Origin of the sequence: Sulfurihydrogenibium azorense Az-Fu1 (assembly GCF_000021545.1) — a bacterium.
Classification (GTDB): Bacteria; Aquificota; Aquificia; order Aquificales; family Hydrogenothermaceae; genus Sulfurihydrogenibium; species Sulfurihydrogenibium azorense.
In genome coordinates this window covers 1,033,705-1,052,861 of sequence record NC_012438.1, presented here as the reverse complement: position 1 = coordinate 1,052,861, position 19,157 = coordinate 1,033,705, and the positions used below count along the sequence as shown (strand labels likewise).

At 30.3% G+C, this 19,157-nt stretch carries 19 protein-coding genes; 12 read left to right on the top strand and 7 right to left on the bottom strand.

What is annotated here, in order from left to right; genetic code table 11:
• Positions 1-4: 4 nt before the first annotated feature.
• From SULAZ_RS05560 to SULAZ_RS05550, 3 genes are read left to right on the top strand one after another with little or no spacing between them, the layout of a single operon-like run.
• The gene (locus SULAZ_RS05560) at positions 5-2,542 is read left to right on the top strand and encodes a CBS domain-containing protein (RefSeq protein WP_012674950.1); all 2,538 of its coding nucleotides are present in this window, start codon (positions 5-7) and stop codon (positions 2,540-2,542) included.
• A 2-nt stretch (positions 2,543-2,544) separates the two neighbouring features.
• Positions 2,545-3,204: a response regulator transcription factor gene (locus tag SULAZ_RS05555; protein ID WP_012674182.1), complete on the top strand. Its 660-nt coding sequence runs from the start codon at positions 2,545-2,547 to the stop codon at positions 3,202-3,204.
• Positions 3,197-4,390: a sensor histidine kinase gene (locus SULAZ_RS05550; RefSeq protein WP_012674544.1), complete on the top strand. Its 1,194-nt coding sequence runs from the start codon at positions 3,197-3,199 to the stop codon at positions 4,388-4,390. Before SULAZ_RS05555 ends, SULAZ_RS05550 begins: the two co-directional genes overlap by 8 nt.
• 65 nt (positions 4,391-4,455) lie before the next feature.
• On the opposite strand, the gene SULAZ_RS05545 is transcribed toward SULAZ_RS05550, so the two are convergent.
• Together SULAZ_RS05545 and upp are read right to left on the bottom strand one after the other, a co-directional pair.
• On the bottom strand, positions 4,456-4,662 hold the full coding sequence (locus SULAZ_RS05545; RefSeq protein WP_012673874.1) for a DUF3149 domain-containing protein: 207 nt from the start codon (positions 4,660-4,662) through the stop codon (positions 4,456-4,458).
• A gap of 91 nt (positions 4,663-4,753) precedes the next feature.
• Positions 4,754-5,377, bottom strand: coding sequence for a uracil phosphoribosyltransferase (upp, locus tag SULAZ_RS05540; protein WP_012674865.1), 624 nt, complete (start codon positions 5,375-5,377; stop codon positions 4,754-4,756).
• 54 nt (positions 5,378-5,431) lie between these two features.
• Here upp and SULAZ_RS05535 point away from each other — a divergent pair, with 54 nt between their 5' ends.
• The 4 genes from SULAZ_RS05535 to hisC all read left to right on the top strand — a co-directional run bounded on the left by SULAZ_RS05535 (position 5,432) and on the right by hisC (position 9,477).
• A complete protein-coding gene (locus SULAZ_RS05535; RefSeq protein WP_012673884.1) occupies positions 5,432-5,782 on the top strand; it encodes a hypothetical protein in 351 nt (116 codons plus the stop codon).
• Positions 5,783-5,928: 146 nt separating this feature from the next.
• Positions 5,929-7,473 carry a protein translocase subunit SecD gene (gene secD, locus SULAZ_RS05530; protein ID WP_041675861.1) on the top strand — a complete coding sequence of 515 codons (1,545 nt, stop codon included), beginning with the start codon at positions 5,929-5,931 and terminating at the stop codon, positions 7,471-7,473.
• Positions 7,474-7,485: 12 nt separating this feature from the next.
• Positions 7,486-8,412, top strand: a complete 927-nt coding sequence (secF, locus tag SULAZ_RS05525; RefSeq protein WP_012674644.1) for a protein translocase subunit SecF — start codon at positions 7,486-7,488, stop codon at positions 8,410-8,412.
• A gap of 3 nt (positions 8,413-8,415) precedes the next feature.
• The gene (hisC, locus tag SULAZ_RS05520) at positions 8,416-9,477 is read left to right on the top strand and encodes a histidinol-phosphate transaminase (protein WP_012674173.1); all 1,062 of its coding nucleotides are present in this window, start codon (positions 8,416-8,418) and stop codon (positions 9,475-9,477) included.
• A gap of 85 nt (positions 9,478-9,562) precedes the next feature.
• Here hisC and SULAZ_RS05515 read toward each other — a convergent pair whose 3' ends face one another.
• Both SULAZ_RS05515 and SULAZ_RS05510 read right to left on the bottom strand, forming a co-directional pair.
• Positions 9,563-10,420, bottom strand: a complete 858-nt coding sequence (locus SULAZ_RS05515; RefSeq protein ID WP_012674395.1) for a sigma-70 family RNA polymerase sigma factor — start codon at positions 10,418-10,420, stop codon at positions 9,563-9,565.
• A 58-nt stretch (positions 10,421-10,478) separates the two neighbouring features.
• Entirely contained in the window at positions 10,479-11,519 is a 1,041-nt protein-coding gene (locus SULAZ_RS05510) for a S1C family serine protease (RefSeq protein WP_012673912.1), read from the bottom strand.
• Between the two features lie 64 nt (positions 11,520-11,583).
• On the opposite strand from SULAZ_RS05510, the gene glnE reads away from it, so the two are divergent.
• Together glnE and SULAZ_RS05500 are read left to right on the top strand one after the other, a co-directional pair.
• Positions 11,584-14,292, top strand: a complete 2,709-nt coding sequence (gene glnE / locus SULAZ_RS05505; protein WP_012675053.1) for a bifunctional [glutamate--ammonia ligase]-adenylyl-L-tyrosine phosphorylase/[glutamate--ammonia-ligase] adenylyltransferase — start codon at positions 11,584-11,586, stop codon at positions 14,290-14,292.
• A complete protein-coding gene (locus SULAZ_RS05500) occupies positions 14,289-15,032 on the top strand; it encodes a metallophosphoesterase (RefSeq protein ID WP_012674221.1) in 744 nt (247 codons plus the stop codon). Before glnE ends, SULAZ_RS05500 begins: the two co-directional genes overlap by 4 nt.
• A gap of 30 nt (positions 15,033-15,062) precedes the next feature.
• Here the strand turns inward: SULAZ_RS05500 and SULAZ_RS05495 are convergent, their stop codons facing one another.
• The 3 genes from SULAZ_RS05495 to SULAZ_RS05485 form a co-directional block, all read right to left on the bottom strand.
• Positions 15,063-15,278, bottom strand: a complete 216-nt coding sequence (locus SULAZ_RS05495; RefSeq protein WP_012674087.1) for a DUF5335 family protein — start codon at positions 15,276-15,278, stop codon at positions 15,063-15,065.
• 27 nt (positions 15,279-15,305) lie between these two features.
• Positions 15,306-16,259: an IS481 family transposase gene (locus SULAZ_RS05490; protein WP_187145710.1), complete on the bottom strand. Its 954-nt coding sequence runs from the start codon at positions 16,257-16,259 to the stop codon at positions 15,306-15,308.
• Between the two features lie 129 nt (positions 16,260-16,388).
• The gene (locus tag SULAZ_RS05485) at positions 16,389-17,501 is read right to left on the bottom strand and encodes a metallophosphoesterase (RefSeq protein WP_012673721.1); all 1,113 of its coding nucleotides are present in this window, start codon (positions 17,499-17,501) and stop codon (positions 16,389-16,391) included.
• Positions 17,502-17,570: 69 nt separating this feature from the next.
• On the opposite strand from SULAZ_RS05485, the gene SULAZ_RS05480 reads away from it, so the two are divergent.
• From SULAZ_RS05480 to SULAZ_RS05470, 3 genes are read left to right on the top strand one after another with little or no spacing between them, the layout of a single operon-like run.
• Complete coding sequence (locus tag SULAZ_RS05480) at positions 17,571-17,798, top strand: hypothetical protein (RefSeq protein WP_041675858.1); 228 nt, start codon at positions 17,571-17,573, stop codon at positions 17,796-17,798.
• A gap of 1 nt (position 17,799) precedes the next feature.
• Positions 17,800-18,003, top strand: a complete 204-nt coding sequence (locus SULAZ_RS05475) for a hypothetical protein (protein WP_012673636.1) — start codon at positions 17,800-17,802, stop codon at positions 18,001-18,003.
• Positions 18,004-18,011: 8 nt separating this feature from the next.
• Entirely contained in the window at positions 18,012-19,145 is a 1,134-nt protein-coding gene (locus tag SULAZ_RS05470) for a hypothetical protein (protein ID WP_012674124.1), read from the top strand.
• Positions 19,146-19,157: the final 12 nt, after the last annotated feature.

The window sequence follows — 19,157 nt, the reverse complement described above, 5'->3', positions numbered from 1 at the left end:
TAATTTGCAAGTTGTAATTTTAGATGAAGGGTCAGACTTAGACGCTTTTTCATCTGCTTACGGTTTGACGCTACTTTTTCCAGATACTTACATAATCCTTCCAAACAGTTATGACTACAAACTAAGAAAAACTTTAGAAATTTTTCAAGATAGAGTTAAACAAAAAATTTTAAAAAAGCAAGAAGTAGATTTTTCAAAAGTTAAAAAAGCTTTTGTAGTTGACAGTCAGACTATTCCAGACTTAGACATTCCTATTGAGATTTTTGACCACCATCCTAAAAAAGACTTAAAAAATAAAAACATCAAAATCTATATTTACAAAACAGGTTCTTTATCTACCATTATAGTAGAAAAAATAAAAAAACAGAAAGTAAAGTTAGACACTGAAGATGCAACAATCTTAGCTTTGGGAATATACGAAGATACAGGAGGGTTTAAATTTTTAGGAACTACCAGTAGAGATTTAAAAGCTTACAACTACCTTTTAAATATTGGAATTGATTTAGTTAAGTTAAAGTATATAGTGTCTGATACTTTTGATTTAGAAGACTCAGAAGTATTAAGGGAAATCATAAAAAACGTTGAAACATTACCTGTAGAAAATAAAAAAGTTTTAATATCTAACCTTATAAGAAAGTACAGTAAAGATGTTGCTTGGATTTTGAAGTATGTAAAACCTTTTGAAGAAGCTGACGCCTACTTTTTAGTTATAAATCAAAAATCAAAAAAAACTATTATCGGAAGGTCAAAGGATAAAGATATAGACCTAAGTAAAATAATGTCCCAACTTGATGGAGGAGGACATCCTTTTGCAGCTTCTACTACTATTGTAGGCTTTGATTACAACGAAATAAAAAACTTCTTAACATACCTAATATCAGGTAAAGATAAAACCATATCCCAGTTTATAAAAAACGACCTTCCAGTTGTAGAGTCAAACTTAAGTTTAAATCAAGTAAAATCAGTTATGGGTAGGTATAAGTATGTAGTTGTTTTACAGTCAGGAAAGTATGCAGGAATACTTACAGATAAGATAATAAACAACGCTATAAAACACGGTTTAAAAGACGAAAAGGCAATTACCTTTACAGAAGACTTTATAACCCTAAACCCTAACACAACTTTCCTCCAGCTTCTAAAACTTACATCAAATTACGAAACAGACATCTTTCCAGTTGTAGAAAAAGGATTTTACAAAGGAGTTATATACAAAAAAGATATTGTAAACACCTTAGCAGGATTAAGTGATGATAAACCCTTATTTAACTTGTCTTCAAAAGTTAAAACGGTTAACTACTTAGAAAGACTAAAAAGGTTCTTTCCTAAAGATGTGTTGGATTTACTAAAAGATATAGGACAGTTTTCAGAGAAGTTAGGATACAAGTCTTTTATAATAGGAGGAGTTGTAAGGGACATAGTTTTAGGAAAACAAAGTTTAGACATAGATATAATAGTTGAAGGTTCTGCAATAGACCTTATAAAAAGGTATGCAAAAGAAAACAACTTAACCTATCACGTTTATCCAGAGTTTATGACAGGAAATATAGTTTTTCCAAATGGTTTAAAGCTTGATTTTGCAACTGCAAGAAAAGAAGAATATGACTCACCAGGTTCATACCCTAAAGTAGAAAAAGCAACTCTCTTTGAAGACCTCTACAGAAGAGACTTTACAATAAACACACTGGCAATAGAGATAACCTACTCAAACTTTGGAAAGCTTATAGATTATTTTAATGGTCTTGTAGATATAAAAGAAAAAAGAATTAGAATACTACATACACTTAGCTTTGTAGAAGACCCTATCAGGATTTTAAGGGCTTTAAGGTTTGCTGGAAGACTGGAATTTAAGTTAGAAAAAAAGACAGAAAGCCTTTTAAAGCACGCCGTAGAAAAAGACCTTTTGAACTTTGCACCTACAGGAAGGATAAACTTAGAGTTAAACCTAACTTTTAAAGAAGAAAAGGTTTTAGATATACTAAAACTGATGGATAAGTACAAAGTTTTATATAAACTATTTGGAATTACGTTAGACAAAGAAAAAGAAAAACTCCTTGTTAAACTCCAAGACAACTTTTTAATATTAAAAGAGATTTTAAATACAGACTTTCCTACTTCTTCTAACTACCTGTATGTACTTTTATCAAACTACCCCCAAGAGATAGTTTACAATCTTTTAAAAAAATATCACTTTGAGAAAGAGGCTAAATACATAGATGAGTTTCTATCAGCTTTTAAAATAGTAAAAGAATCTCAAAACAAGTACACTTTATATAGAATATTAAAATCTTTCAATAAAGAGTTTTTACCAGCTTTAATGTCCTTTTTAGACAGTAATAAATTTAAAGGCATAATAGATGTACTGAAAAAAGAAAAAAATCCCCTAATAAAAGGAGAAGACCTTATTGAACTTGGATTAAAACCTTCTCCTGAATTTAAGACTATATTAGAAGATATTTTTGTAAAATATTTAAATGACCAATTTAAAAACAAAGAAGAGGCTGTATCTTATATTAAGAATAAATATTTGAAAGAGGTTAAGTAGCAATGAAAGTTCTTTTAGTAGAAGACAATATAGGACTTAACGCATCATTAAAAGAAATTTTAGAGTTAAATGGTTATATAGTAGATGGAGCTTTTGATGCAGATGAAGCTCTCAACTTTTTACAAAACTCGTTTTACGATGTTATAATCCTTGACGTTATGCTTCCTGATATAGATGGTTTTACACTACTAAAACTTATCAGAGAAAAGGGAATAAAAACACCTGTTATAATGCTAACGGCAAAAGACCAGTTAAGAGACAAAGTAAAAGGATTAGAACTTGGAGCTGACGATTACATAACAAAACCTTTTGAAGTAGAAGAACTACTTGCAAGGATAAAGGCAGTAGCAAGAAGGTCTTCTGTTGAAAAATCTGATGTAGTAAAGATAGATGATTTAGAGGTAGATCTGTCTTCAAGAAAAGTTAAGAAAGATGGAAAAGAAATAGACCTAACTCCAAAACTTTTCTGCATTTTAGAACAACTTGTAAGAAACAGAGGAAAAATAGTAACTTACGAGATGCTTTACAGTAAATGTTGGGAGATAACAGAAGTTCCTTCAAATGAAACACTTAGAGCAAACATAAAACTCCTTAGAAAACTGATAGACCCGGAAAAGAAAATAATAAAGACTATATCTGGAGTAGGGTACAGGATTGATTAACTTTTTAAGTAAGTTAGACGAAATAGATAAAATAAGAATAAAAATAACAGCTTTTCTTATATTCATATCCTCTATCATAGTTTTTATGCTTTCACTTTCTATCTATTTAACATACGAAAACCAAAAGTTTGTTGAGATAGAAGACAAGTTAAAAAGTAAACTTTTTGAGATTCTACCCATCTTAGACCAAGACTTAGGAAAAGTTTTACAGGTAGATTTAGAAGAAGGAACATTTTTATGTGTATACATATTAGATACTCAAAAAAAATTATGCATAAATAAAATAAACGGAATAAGCTACAACTTTTCTAACTTTGATAAAAACAATCTTGATATAACCGTAGGAACTAAAGTAGTAGAAAACTTTTATCAAATAGGATACTTTCATAAATCATCTAAAGAGTACTATATAAGAATAGGTCAGAATATAAACAAAGTTAATGAAGACTTAAAGAAGCTTAGGAACTCTATAATATTATCATCAATAGCAGTTATTTTTCTATCTGGATTTTTAGCCTTTTCTGTATCTGGAAGGCTTCTTGAACCTATAAAAAAACAGAAAACTAACTTAGAACACACACTTAGCATTATTTCTCACGATTTGAAAACACCTATATCTGTAATCAATACAAATCTTTACATTATGAAGCAAAAAAATTTCCAAAGCATAGAAAATAATCTAAAGCAGATTGAGAAAAATTTAGATTATATTAAAAATATCATTTCCAACGTAGATGCCCTAAGAGATGTTTCTACAAAAGATTTAGAAGACATAAATATCTCTAATTTAATTGATGATATCTTAAAAAAATTTGATTTAAAACTAAAAGAAAAAGAAATATCATACGAAATACAAAAAGAAGAAGATTTAGTTGTAAAGGCAAATAAAATAGATTTAGATGTATGTTTTACAAACCTAATAGATAACGCAATAAAGTATAACGTAAAAAACGGTCAAATAATTATAAAAGTATCAAAAAATAAAGTCTCAATATCAAATACAGGAAAACCAATTAAAGATATAAAAAAGATTTTTGAAAAGTTCTACAGAGAAGACTTATCTGGAACAACGGAAGGTTTAGGTCTTGGTTTGTCTATAGTATACAATATATGTAAAAAGTACAACTGGAAAATAAAAGTAGAAATAGATGAAAAGCTAAATACTTTTACAATTGAATTTATTTGAAGGAATCATCTACCATCAAAAGGTCTTAAAAAACCTTTCAATGGTAGGATTAATAAACTTTATTTTTATTTTTTCTCTTCAGTTTGAAATTCTATAGCGTCATCTTTACATACATACTTTTCACCACTTATCTTCTGAACAAGGGGATCAATCTTACATGAGATTTCTTCAACTTTTCCAGCTAATTCCTCTTTTGATTTTTTAACAAAGTAAACAACATAAGCAACCATACCTAAAGTAAAAAGAATTAGAAACAGAACATACATTTCCATGATACACACCTCCTAATTTTTTTATTAATTTTAATTATAAATTTTATTTTAAAAAATGCAAATATATAAAGAATTTAGAATATGTTTATAATCATAATGTATTAAAACACCTATCCCCTGCGTCTCCTATTCCGGGAACTATATAACCTTTATCGTTAAGTATAGGATCTACAGCTCCTATGTAAAAAAAAACATCTTTAAATTTGGATACTCTTTCTAATCCTTCTTTTGATGCTATCACGTTAAGGGATATTATCTTTTTTGGATTTTTTGATTTTATTATTTCTATAGCTTTTATAAGGGATCCTCCCGTTGCTACCATTGGATCGGTTATGATAACTGTCTTATTTTCCAACTCTGGGAGTCTTTCATAGAAAACTTTACTTTCTAAAGTTTCTTCATTTCTCTTAATAGCAAGAAAGCCGACTTTTGCATCTTCTAATACTTCTAAACAACCTTCCATCATAGGCAGTCCTGCTCTCAAGATTGGGACTATTACATAATCATCTTCGTTTATAACGGGAAAATTATCCATTGTAAACCAAGTTTCTATCCGTTTTAATTTAATATCTTCATTTTTTAGAGCTTCTATTAGTAAAACTTTTCCAATAATAGATAAATGTTTTCTTACTAAAGATGGTTTTAAATCTTTATCTCTTATTTTTGTAAGAGAGTTTTGTAATATAGAATTGTCAACAACAAAAACGCGTTCCATTACAACTCCGTAAAATTTGTTATAATTATGTATTATAGCATTTTGGAGAAAACTTTGAAATTAGCAATCTTTAAGGGTTTTGGTTTTGGATTAACGTCTGGTGTAATAACAACACTTGGAATGATAATAGGCTTATATACTACAACGGAAAGTAAATATGTGGTTATAAGTGGAATACTTTCTATAGCAATAGCAGATTCAGTATCTGACGCTTTAGGAATGCATTTGTCTGAAGAATCAGACACAACAAAATCATCAAAACATATATGGATTGCAACCTTATTTACCTTTTTATCAAAGTTCATAATTACAGTTAGCTTTATTGTACCGGTCTTGTTATTTAATTTAAATTTAGCAATTTTAATAAGTATAATCTGGGGGGATATTTTTAGTCTCTATTTATAGTTTCAAAATTGCCATTGAAAGAGGCGAAAATCCATATAAAGCTGTTTTTGAACATCTTTTAATAATGTCTATAGTCTTGACTATAGTTTACTTTACGGGTAAAACTCTATCTATGATAGAATAATAAATCATCAAAAAATAGGAGAATGGGCTTGAAAGTTGATGCGAAAATAAAACTGTTGGTAATCTTTTTAGTTTTAGTTGGATCTATTTATGTTATGATGACTAAAACACCTAAACTTGGTTTAGACCTACAAGGAGGAATAAGTATTACTCTTAAAGTTGATATAGACAAAGTTATAAAAGACCAGTACTTAAACGTGGCAAAAGATATAGAAAAAAAATTTAAAGAAAATAATATAGAACTTTTAAGCTCAAAATTAGAAAATGATACTTTAAAGCTTATCCTTTTAGACCCTACAAAAATAGATAAAGCAGTAGAAGTCTTAAAAAAAGAGTTTCCACAACTTGTAGTTGAAAGCTCGCAAGACAGTATAACAGTTAGATTTACAGATTGGGAATTAAATAGAATAAAAACCCAAACAATGAAACAAGCTGTAGAGACTTTAAGAAACAGGATAGACCAGTTTGGTACGTTATCCGCTAACATAGCTCAAAAAGGAAAAGATAGGATATTAGTGGAAATACCCGGAGTAATAGATATAGAAAGGGCAAAAGCTATAATAGGAAAAACTGCTCAACTTGAGTTAAAAGAAGTTGTAGATTCTGCCTATTCAAAGGAGGAACTCCTTAAAAAGTATCCAAATGGTATACCAGATGATTTGGAACTTTTAGAAGGTCAGGAAGAGGTTGTTAACGGTCAAACAGTAAAAGAGTGGTTTTTAGTTAAAAAGACTCCGGTAATAACTGGAGCAATGTTAAAAGATGCAAGGACTGCATTAGATCAAGGAGGAAACCCTGCAGTTAACTTTGAACTAACTTCGGAAGGAGCTGAGATTTTTGGAGAAGCAACTCAAAAGATGATAGGTAAAAGACTTGCTATAGTCCTTGACGGTAAAGTAATGTCAGCTCCTGTTATAAGGTCAAGAATAACGTCTTCAGGACAGATAACTGGAAGATTTTCAACAGAGGAAGCAAATGACCTTGCTGTAATCTTAAGAGCAGGAGCTTTACCTGCGCCTGTCAGTATAGTAGAAGAAAGTGTTATAGGTCCCACATTAGGAAAAGAATCTATAGATAAAACATTAATGGCAGGTATAGTTTCATTTACCTTAGTTGGTCTTTTTATGATCTACAGGTACGCTTTATCAGGTTTTGTAGCTGTGATTGCTTTAGTATTTAACTTAATGCTACTGTGGGTTGCTATGCTTTTATTTGATATTACATTAACATTACCTGGTATTGCTGGAATTATTTTAAACATTGGTATGGGTGTTGACGGAAACGTTGTAATATTTGAAAGGATAAAAGAGGAACTCCATCAGGGAAAAACCCTTAGAGTTTCGTTAGAAGAAGGTTTCAAAAAGGGTTTCCAAGCTATATTTGATTCCCACGTAACAGTTATAATAGCTGCTCTTGCACTTTTAGAGTTTGGAAATGCACCTTTAAAAGGGTTTGCTGCAACGTTATCAATAGGTACATTTATAAACCTGTTTACAGCTGTATTTTTAACTAAGATGATGCTTGACTTTACGATCGGTGGTAAAAAATACCTAAAGTACGCTATATAAGGAGATAAAAAGATGAGAAACTTTTTAGTTGAAGCACCGAATATAGATTTTCTTAAAATTAGAAAAATTGGCTACTTAATCTCATTTTCACTACTTGTTATCAGTCTTTTTTTATTTTTTACAAAAGGGTTTAACTTAGGACTTGACTTTACAGGTGGAACTTCTGTACAGGTAAAGTTTAATCAACCTGTAAAGATATCAGATATAAGACCACTTTTAAAAGAAGTAAAACTTGACGACGCTTTAATTCAAGAAGTTGGAACAGAAAAGAAAGAGATAGAGATAAGAGTCTCTACAAAAAAAGGAAGTTCTTCTATGGTAGTAGAAAATATAAAGAAAGCTCTTGATGGAAAGTATAAAGGTCAGTACGAGATAAGAAAGATTGAGTTTATAGATGCTTTAGTAGGTAGTGAGATGGCAAGAGCCTCTATATACTCTATTGCATTTGTTTTCTTAGGAATACTTCTTTTTGTAGGATACAGGTATGAACCTTTATTTGCTATTGCAGCAGTTATACCTCTCTTTCACGACGCTATAATAACTCTTGGACTTTTTTCGTTAATTGGTAGAGAGATAGACTTAACAGTTGTCGCTGCTATTTTAACTGTTTTGGGATACTCCTTAAACGATACGATAATAGTTTTTGACAGAATAAGAGAAAATATTAAACAAAGAGGAAAGAAAAATTTACGCACTATAATAAACAAAAGTATAAATGAAAACTTAGGAAGAACTATAATAACTTCTGGCACATCTTTATTCTCAGTTTTAGCACTTTACTTTTTTGGTGGAGAATCTTTAAACAGTTTTGCACTGGCTCTTTTAATAGGTATAGTCTTTGGAACTTACTCTTCAATATACGTTGCAGCTCCTTTAATATTAGAAGTTGAGAATCTACTTAGGTCAAGGGTAAAAAAAGAACAACTATCAGGAGTGTAAAAGATGTATCTAAAGAGACTGGAAAACTTAAAAGCATACAAAACTGAGACTACACCTTGTAAAGTAAAGCTATCTTCAAACGAAAGTCCCTTTGATTTATCAGATGAACTAAAAGAAAGAATAAAAGAAGAGATTGTTAAAATAAACTTTCAAAGGTATCCAGACCCCCACGCAAAAGAGTTAAAAGAGGCTCTATCTGACTTTATATCTTCTGAGGAAGGAGTAGAAGTATCTCCTGAGAATCTTGTTTTAGGAAATGGGTCAGATGAAATTATACACCTTTTGATAACAGTTATAGGAGATTTAAAAAATCCAGTGATGTATCCAGTTCCTACATTTCCTATGTACCAAGTCTCAAGTGATGTTGTAGGAAGACCAAAGGCAGAGTTTTTTTTAGATGACAACTTCCAGCTTACAGAAGAGAGTATAGAAGAAGGTTTGAAACAAAATCCTCATATCGCATTTTTTGCATCTCCAAACAATCCAACAGGAAACAGCTTTGACAAAAACTTAATTATGAAGGTAATTGAAAAGGGCATATTTACCGTTATAGATGAGGCTTACATACACTTTTCTGATAAAGAAAATTTCTTGAAACAGGCTCTTGAGTATGAAAATGTGGTAGTTTTAAGGACTATGTCTAAAGTAGGACTTGCTTCTATAAGACTTGGCTACATGATAGGGAAAAAGGAAGTAGCAGCTGCCATAGATAAGGCAAGACTTCCTTTTAACATTACCTACCCTACACAAGTTATAGGTAAAGTAGTTTTAACACAAGGAAGACAAGAGTTGAAAAATCAGATAGAAAATGTAAAACGAGAAAGAGAAAGAGTTATAAATGAGGTCTCCAAAATATCAGCTGTAAAGGTTTACCCTTCAGATGCTAACTTTTTCTTAATGAAAACTCCCGACGCAAACAAAACCCACCAAGAACTGATTAAAAGAGGTGTCCTTACACGGAATATGTCTCATCTACCTAAAATGGAAAACTGTATAAGAGTATCCATCGGTAAAAAAGAAGAAAACGACGAATTTATTAAGGCTATGAAAGATATATTTGGGTAATTTTTGCGGTTTTAAAGTATGGAGAGGAGATAAAAGAATTTGAAGAGTTGAGTGGTGATTTTGTTGAATAGAGGAGATATATAATTTATCTGATTAAGTCCTCTATTTTTCTTTTTGTGGCTAACTTTCTCAACTTCTTTAAAAGTCTTATCTCTATCTGTCTTACTCTTTCCCTTGATATACCTACTATATTTCCCACTTCTTTTAATGTCTTAGGCTCTTCACCGTATAAGCCAAACCTATGTATCAATATCTGTTTTTCTCTTGGAGATAGTGTATCTAACAGCTCGTCAATAAATTTTAAAATATCTTCATCTATTAACTTCCTTTCTATATCTTCCGTTCCTGAATTAGATATGGTGTCTGATAGATGAATATCTTCATCTTGACTTAAAATAGGTTCATCTAAACTGATAAAATGTTGGTTGAAAAAAAGATAATTTTCAATTGTATCTTTTTCTACTTCTAAACCTTCTCTTAAAAGAAAAGAATGAATTTCATCAACACTTGGCTCTCTGTTTAGAGAATCTTTTAGATAGAAGTAAGCATTACTAATTTTTTGAAATAAACTCTGGATTTTAGTAGGTTTTCTTATTATATCTCCTTCTTGGCTTAGGGTGTTTATAATTGACTGTTTTATCCACCATATAGCGTAAGATATAAACTTTACACCTTTAGAAGGGTCAAACCTTTTGGCAGCTTCTATTAAACCTATGTTTCCTGCTGAGATTAAATCCTGTAGAGGTATTCCATAGCCTGCATATCTTTTTGCTATGTTTATCACAAACCTTAAGTTTGAAAGAATTAACTTTTGGAAGGCCTCTTTATCCCCTAACTTTATTTTCTCAAGGATTTCTTTTTCTTGCTCAGGTGTTAAAAGAGGGATTTTATATATTGATCTTATGTAATATTCAACGCCTTCTTCATAGTTAAATTTTCTCATCTTTATCCATCGTATAGAATAACCTTATGTTAATATTTTTTGTGATAGTTGTCAATTACTAACTTTTCTCTTGAGCTACAACAGTAATAGTCTTTACATTCTTATTAGATATTACTTCAAACTCTATCATATCTCCGGGTTTAACTCTTCTAAACATCTTCTTAAAATCTTTTGAATTTCTTATTAAGTTTCCGTTAAATTTTGTTATTATATCTCCTTCTTTTATTCCAGATTCGTCAGCTGGGCTTTTTTTCTTTACTTTTAAGACTATTACACCTTGATCAATGTCCATCTTTTCTTTTAACTCTTCTGATAAGTCTGCTATCGTTATTCCTATGTATCCCCTTGAGACTTTACCGTACTTTATAAGCTGATTTACAACATCATTTACAACATCAGAAGGTATAGCAAACCCAAGTCCTTGTCCCGACTGAACAGTTGCTATATTCATACCTACCACTTTTCCATCTAAGTTTAGTAAAGGTCCTCCTGAGTCCCCCGGGTTTATCGCTGCATCTGTCTGAATGTACCCTTCAATCTCAGATATACCTACTTCTCTGTCTAAAGCTGATACTATACCAAATGTGTAAGTATGTCCTAAGTTGTAAGGGCTACCAGCTGCTAATACAAACATACCGGGTCTTACATTTTCAATATTCTCAAACTGCAAAGTTTTTACATTTTTATTTAAATGGTTTAACTTTAACCTTAAGACTGCTATGTCTGTAGGATTATCAATCCCTACAATTTCAGCTTTCATTACCCTATCGTTATAAAACCTTACAAAAACTTGGTTAGCTTTTTCTATAACGTGGGCATTTGTTGCAATGTATATATAAGTTTGAGTTTTTTTAAAAACAAATCCAGAACCTACAGACTCGTCCTCAAAATCTTTAAATAAGATTTGTTGATTTTGTTTAGGCTTTGTGAATATTGTAACGATAGAGGGGGTTGTATCTTTTATTACACCTTCTACTCTTTCTTGAAGTCTTTCGTAAACGTCTTTTTCTTTTTTCTTTTCACATGATGATAGAACGGATAATAATATAATTGTTAAAACAATGAGTTTTAATCTATACTTTATAACATCACTGTCCATATATAACCATTAAACCCCCGAAAAAAGTTATAAAATATTATATATCACAAAGTGGAGTAAAAATATGAGTAATTTGTTTAAGTTTGAAACATTAAAAAAAGATTTTTTAGACAGTCTAAATCTCAGCCAAAAGCAACTTCTTAGTAAACTAGCCTACTTTTCTTCCTGTATATCAGATTTTTTATTTAGGCATCCTGAAGAACTTTTTTACATAGAAGAAAATTTAAACCAGCCACTACTTGGTAGAGATAAATTGATTCAAGAGGCTATTACACTTTTAAATGTTGAAAAAGATGAGGACTTTATCCCAAAACTTACTTACTTTAAAATGAAACACTTTAGTAGAATAGTAGCAAAAGATATATACAAAAAGCATCATCTTATAAAACTTACAGAAGAGTACTCTTACCTTGCCGATGCTTGCTTTGAAGTAGCATACAGAAGGGCTTACAAGAAACATTTACAAAAGTATGGACAGCCTGTAGATGAAGCTACAGGGAAGGTTGCAAGCGGGTCTGTAATAGCACTTGGTAAACATGGAGGAACTGATTTAAACTACTACTCTGATGTTGATGTGATGTATATATACTCAGGAGAAGGAAAGACAGAAAAAGGAATATCAAACAGGGAATTTTTTATTAAAGTCTTTACAGATGTAAATATCTACCTTACAAAGAGAAACTTTGAAGGTATGACTTGGAACGTAGATTTAGACCTTCGCCCTGAAGGAAAGAAAGGACTACTTGCTTACAGTATTCCGTTTATAGAAAGCTACTACTGGTCAGTAGGTAGAACTTGGGAAAGACATATGTTAATAAAAGCAAGGCATGCAGCTGGAGATGAAAATGTATCAAAGGAGTTTTTATCTATAATAACACCTTTTGTTTACAGAAAAAGTCTAAGTAAAGATTTAATAGATGAAATTTTCAATATGAAGAAACTTATAGAAGAATCTGCAAAATCTAAAAAAGCTGATGAGATAGATATAAAAAAATGTGAAGGTGGAATAAGAGAGATAGAGTTTATAACCCAGATATTTCAGCTCCTACATGGAGGACAAAACCCTGATTTAAGAGAAAGAGAAACTGTTAAAGCAATAAGAAAGTTAAAAGAACATGGAATTTTACCAGAAGAAGATGCTGATAAATTGGAATCTGCTTACATTTTCTTAAGAAATTTAGAACACGTGATACAGCTTAAAAACTGTACTCAAACTCAAATTTTCAACTTAAAAAATGCAGATGAGTATGCTGACAAACTGGGTTTTTCAGACACTCAAGAGTTTTTAAGCGTTTTTAACAATCACAGAAAAAACGTTAAATCAATATTTGATAAAATAGCAGGAAAAGAAGAAAAACACTACACACCTTTACAATCTTACATAATGACAAAACAAAATGAAGAAGAAGCAGTAGAGTACTTAAAACAACTTGGTTTTAAAGATGGAAAGTGGGCATTAAACGTTATTTTAGAGATATTTAACAACCCAGAGTATCTACTACTATCTGAGAAAGAAAAAAACCTACTTTTTGATTACATTTCAAAACTTGAAAAAGAAATTAAAGACTCTCCAGATAAAGAAGAATTTATCATTAATTTAAATAAACTTTTTGTAGAAGGAAACATCTACAGAATATTTTTGACTGCCTTAGAAAACAAATCAAAACTGATAGACTTTATCTTACAAATCGGAAGAACATCAGACTATATAACAAACATAATTTCAAAAGATACAGAGATTATAGATTTAGCATTTTCTTCAGGTAGACCCCTTGTAAATGAAAAAGACTTTTTAAAAGAACTGTCTATACTCAATATAGAAGACCCTATAGAAAAACTTAAAAAACTTAAAAAAATTGTGGAAGTTTTAGGAGCGTTAGATTACTTTGCACGAATAAAACTAAACAGCCCTGTAGCAAGATTAAAAAAGCTAAACAACATAATTACAAACCTTGCAGACTTTATAATAAAACAGCTCTATACTCTAAACGAAGGTAGCGGATTTGCCATTTTTGGGCTTGGAAAACTTGGAAGTAAAGAGATGAATATAGGCTCAGACTTAGACCTGATATTTGTCTTTAAAGATGAAGAGTCAAAATTAAAGTATTTAAAAATACCTCAAAAGATAGTTCAAGATTTAACAAAATACACAAAAGAAGGACAGTTGTACCAGATAGACCTTAGGTTAAGACCTTACGGAAAGGCTGGAGAGTTATCACCAACTATGGATTTTTACAGAAAGTACTTTTCAAAAGAAGCAAGGGTATGGGAAGTTTTAGCATGGACAAAATCAAGATTTATAGCCGGTGATGAAGATGTAAAAAACGAGTTTGAAAGCCTTATAAAAGAATTTCTATTTAGTAAAAAAGTAGACAAAGCTTTTAAAGAAGAAGTTTTAGATATGAGATTAAAGTTAGAAGGAATAACAAAAGAAACAGAAAGTATGTTAGACATAAAACTTGGGAAAGGTGGAATAGCAGATATAGAGTTTATGGTTCAACTTTTTTACCTTGAAAACAAAGATAGAAGGACAGGTATATTAGAAGGTTTGTTAGATTTTGATCCTGACGTAGTAGACGATTACATATTTTTAAGGGAGATAGAAACAAGACTTAGATTAGTTAAAGGTTTATCAACATCTAAACTTACAAAAGATGATACTATAACAGGTAGAATTGCAGATACATTTGAGTTAGACACAAAGACTTTTTGGAATACATTAAAAGAAACAAAAGAAAGAGTAAGAAATCATTTTTACAGGTACTTTAAGTGAGAGAGTTTTATTTAAATTTAAACATAGATAAACCATACATAGTAGTTGGAGATGTACATGGATGTTTTGATGAATTTTTTGAACTTGTCAATATAGCTGAAGAAAAATATGGTAAAGATTTAATTATTTTCTCTGTTGGTGATACAATAGACAGAGGAGATTACAATCTAAAAACACTCAACTACTGTATGCAGCTACAAAAAGAAAATAGATTTTATGAAGTTAAAAGTAATCATCTTGATAAGTTTTATAGATATTTAAAAGGAAATAAAGTAAAAATATCTTTTGGAATGCAAAAAACCGTTGATGAGTTTTTAAAACTCTCTGAAGAAGAAAAAGAAAAATTACGTCAAGAAGTTATATCTTACTATGAAAATCTTCCTCTTTATATAGTGATAAATCAAAATGTAGTAGTCTGTCATGCAGGAATAAAAGATGAGTATATTGGTAAAACAGATGAAAAAGTAAAGAGTTTTGTTTTATATGGACAGACTACTGGTAAATATACAGAAAAAGGCTTTCCAGAACGTTTAGATTGGACAAAAGAAAGGCATTTAAAACCAGACAGCCCAAAAATTATATACGGTCATGTAGTTTATGATGAACCTTATATAAACAATCTTTGTTATGGAATAGATACAGGCTGCGTTTTAGGTAATAAACTTACAGCTTACAATCCCATTACCGACGAGTTTTTATTTGTGAAAGCAAAGAGACAATACTATTCTTTTGATGATTAAAAGAGGGCATACAGCCCTCTTACTTATACTTTATTCTACTTTAAATGAGATTATGTTCTTTGTACCATCCCACTGAACAACTTCAACAGCTTTCAAGTCCCCATTTTCTTCCTCAACGTAAATCTCTGTTGGTTTGTGTATTAAGTGGTCGTGTCTCTCAGCTGCAACTTCAAACACATCATCTTTAGGATCGTATGATAAACCTATTAATTCTTGCCAAAAGGTTTCTGTATGAGTTCTATACATCGTGAACACCTTCACCTAAAAATTTTATCATACTCCATAAACAATGTCTGCTGGTCTTTTGTATCCTAAAGAATGATGTGGCCTTATAAAATTGTACTTCCTTACATACTTCCTTAACTTCTTATTCATCTCCTCTAATGTGTAATCTAATCCCTCTATCAACCATAACTCCTCTTCTATTGTCCTTATCAATCTTTCTACAACACCATTAGTCTTTGGACTCCTTGGATAGCTAAAGTAATGCTCCACTCCTATATCCGTTAAATACTTGTTAAACTCCCCTAAAAACTCACTCCCGTTATCTGTTTGTACCCTCTTTATCTCAAATTCAAAATACTCATTTAACTCAATATAAAATTCTTTTGTTTTCTTTGAATTTTTACTTTCATATACCCGTGCAAAACAAAATCTGCTATACTTATCTATAGCTGTGAATTGGTAATATGTTGCACCTGCGATGTTCAGGTGTTTTACGTCTATTTGTACTACATCCCCTGGGGCTTGTGCTTGCAAGCCTCTTTTTGTCCTTTTCTTCTTTATACTCTTTTTTCTTTTGTTTTGTATTTTAATTGATTTTGTTCTCTCTATTAATCCTTCTTCTTTTAATACTTTATACACTGTAGATGGTGATACTTTTATGTTTTTTTCTTCTTGTAGATATGCCGATATTTTTTCTTTGCTCCAAGTTGGGTTTTGTTTCCTGACTTTTATTATTTGTTCTCTGTACTGATTTCTTATAGTTGGTTTTCTTGTGTTTTTTGGTGTTTTAGGTCTATCAAGAAGTCCTTCAAGTCCGTCTTTTTTGTATCTTTCAAACCATTTATAGAAGGTAGTTCTTGATATTCCGAAGTATCTGCAGGTTTTGGATATATTTTTTGTATCTTGGTAGTGCTGTATCCATTTTAGTCTTTTTTTGGCTTCTTTTGTTAAAGGAATGTCTTTAATCTTGTTTGATAGTTTTTTAGGAAAGAGTGTTGTCATATACATAGGGGGTTCCTATAATACCTTTCATATAACCTACCTCCTGTTTTTGTTGAAATTATTTTAAAGGGGTAGGTGTTCACTGTGTATTGAAACTTATACAGATACTAACCTCCTCTCCCGGGGCTATTACCTCGGGAGCTTTTTAATCTCAAATACAGCTACATCAGGAGGACAACCTATTCTAATTGGAGGACCTCCTGTTCCAACACCTCTACTTACGAATATATAACTACTTCCGATATTGACTAATCCAAAATCAGCTATAAAAATCTTTCTTAAAATGTATCTAACAGGAAATAAAACTCCCCCGTGAGTATGTCCTGAGAGCATTAAATCAAACTCTCCAACAAGAGTTTTGTCTAACTTTGGTTGATGTTTAAGGAATATTACAAACTTTGTTTTATCTAATCCTTTAAATAAGTCCTTTTCCGGATATTCTGCTATGTACCCAAGCCTTACACCATCTATATCATCTACACCAATAATTGCAACATTAACTTTATCAATAGATGTAGTCTCATTTCTAAGGAGCTGAAACCCTGACAAGAGATGAAATTTTACAGCGTCGTTTATATCCGTATAGTACTCATGATTTCCAAGTATGGCGTACTTACCAAGTGGTGGGTTCATATTTTTTAGGAGCTCTACGTAGGACTTTCTGTAAGAGACTTTACCATCTACAAGGTCTCCAGTAGATATAACAATATCAGGCTTTTCCTTGTTGTAGACATCTAAAACAAGTTTGATTTTGTCTTCTCTCATAACTTGGTTAAGATGAAGGTCTGATATGTGAAGTATTTTAATGTCTCTTGGAATTTTATCTGAGTATATCACAAATCTGTAAACCTTTAAATTCAAGGTTTCATAGTATCCGTATACTAAAGATGAAATTGTTAAAAATAAGATAAAAACAAAACTAATCTTATTTCTTATAGATGGAAGTGGATTTATACCAAAAACCTTATTAAAGGCTTTGATTAAACCATGGTAAAAATCAATTAAGATATAGTAGATAAAAAATAGCATTATAAAACCCATCCACATTAAAATAAAAAAGGATAAGTAATAAAGGTCATAACCAGCTCTGTCATACATTCTATAGAATAAAGGAGAGAATATAAAAGTTGGAGATACTAAGTATAGTGTTAAAACATTTAAATTAAAAGCTTTTTTCAGCTTATAAATAAAGTATAAGTGCATAAAAGCGTACAGAGAAAAAAACACAACGTAAAATAACATTACTAAAACCTCTTTGTTTAAAATGAAATAAAATATATACCATATAAATTAAATTAAAGAGGTGTTTTAATGATAGGAAAAATTATCTGGGAAGCGTTTTCGATTGCTTTACTACTATACGGTCTGTACCTAACTTATGTATTTATGTGGTTTAGTATATTTAGGATTTTTAATATGGAGATGGAAAAAGCAAAACTTATAGCCGGAACCATAGCATTAATAATACTAATTGTATCATCTGTAAAATGGTTTATGAAAAAACAAAGGGAATTAAAGCAGGTGAAAGAGGAAAGCTAAAATGTTTCAAGAAATTGACGATAATATGTATATACTTTTAAATAATGTAGCTGGAGTAAAGTTAATAGAAGAAAATGGTAAATACCACTGGCTTTTTTACACTAACTACCCCCAGCCTTTAAAATCAAAGCCATTTAATACAAAAGAAGAGGCTGTAGTTTGGTTTAAAAATTTAAAGTATAACTTTTATAGGAGTAAAGAATAAAAAAATAGATGAAATTTAAAGAAAGTAAAATTTGCTTTAAAATAAATTACTTTGTAGAGAATGTTTTAAAGGTAAGGTCTTTTGCAACAAAAATAACATTAATGTTTTTAGCTTTGTCCACTATTTCTACAATAATCTCATTCGGAATTCTATCGTATTATCATATACAACAAAGCTTTAAAGATGTAAAAAAACACATTGACCTTGCAACTACAATAAGACAAAATCTAAGTCAACAAAAATTAGAGATTTTTACCGAAAAAATAGAAAAAATGTTGAAAAATAAGTTAATTAGTGAGATAAAATCAGACCCTAACATAAAAGTTTTTAAAGAGATTAATGAACCGATAAATAAACCTTTTAAATACTTTTACGAAAATGGAATTATATACCATTCCTATAAATTTGGAGAAAGCTTTTACTTGATAGGTATTGATGAAAAAATGCTCTACGATATAATAATGTCTAAAGCAGGTATAATATCTATTTATAATCCTGACTTTTACATATCAAAAACAGTTTCAAACAATGAAATCTGTAGTGGTAAAAAGTATGATAACTCTGATTTTTACCTTGTTGGATGTATTAAAAATGAGACTGTTTTAAAAATAACTTTAGGTAATGTTTTTAAAGATTCTATAATTTTCTCCTCAAGCTTTATTTCTATTTTATTACTATCTTTTTTCGTAGTAAGAAAATTTATACTATTTCCATTGACATTTCTGACATATCAGTTAGAAGAAATAAATGAAAAAGGATTAGAAAAATTTAAGTTTACTTTACAATATTTTGGAAGTGATGAACTTGCAAGGGTATCTTCTCTCCTAGAAGAGTTTAGAAAAAGTATAGTCAAGTCTAACCATAAGTTTAAACTTATTTTTGAAACAGTAACGAAGATGATATCGATATCAAACAATTTCAATAAATTTGCATATTACACTTTAAACAGAATAGATAAAATACTAAATATGGAAGGATCTGTTTTAATTTCTGTATCTAAATTTTCAAAAAATGATATTCTCTATTCAGAGAATGCAGAAAAAAAAGGAATTTTAATAGATGTAAACCAAGTTATAGAAAAATTAAATAATAAGGAGAATTTCATAGATGTAAATAACGGTAAATTTATAATAGGAGGTTGATGATGATCTATC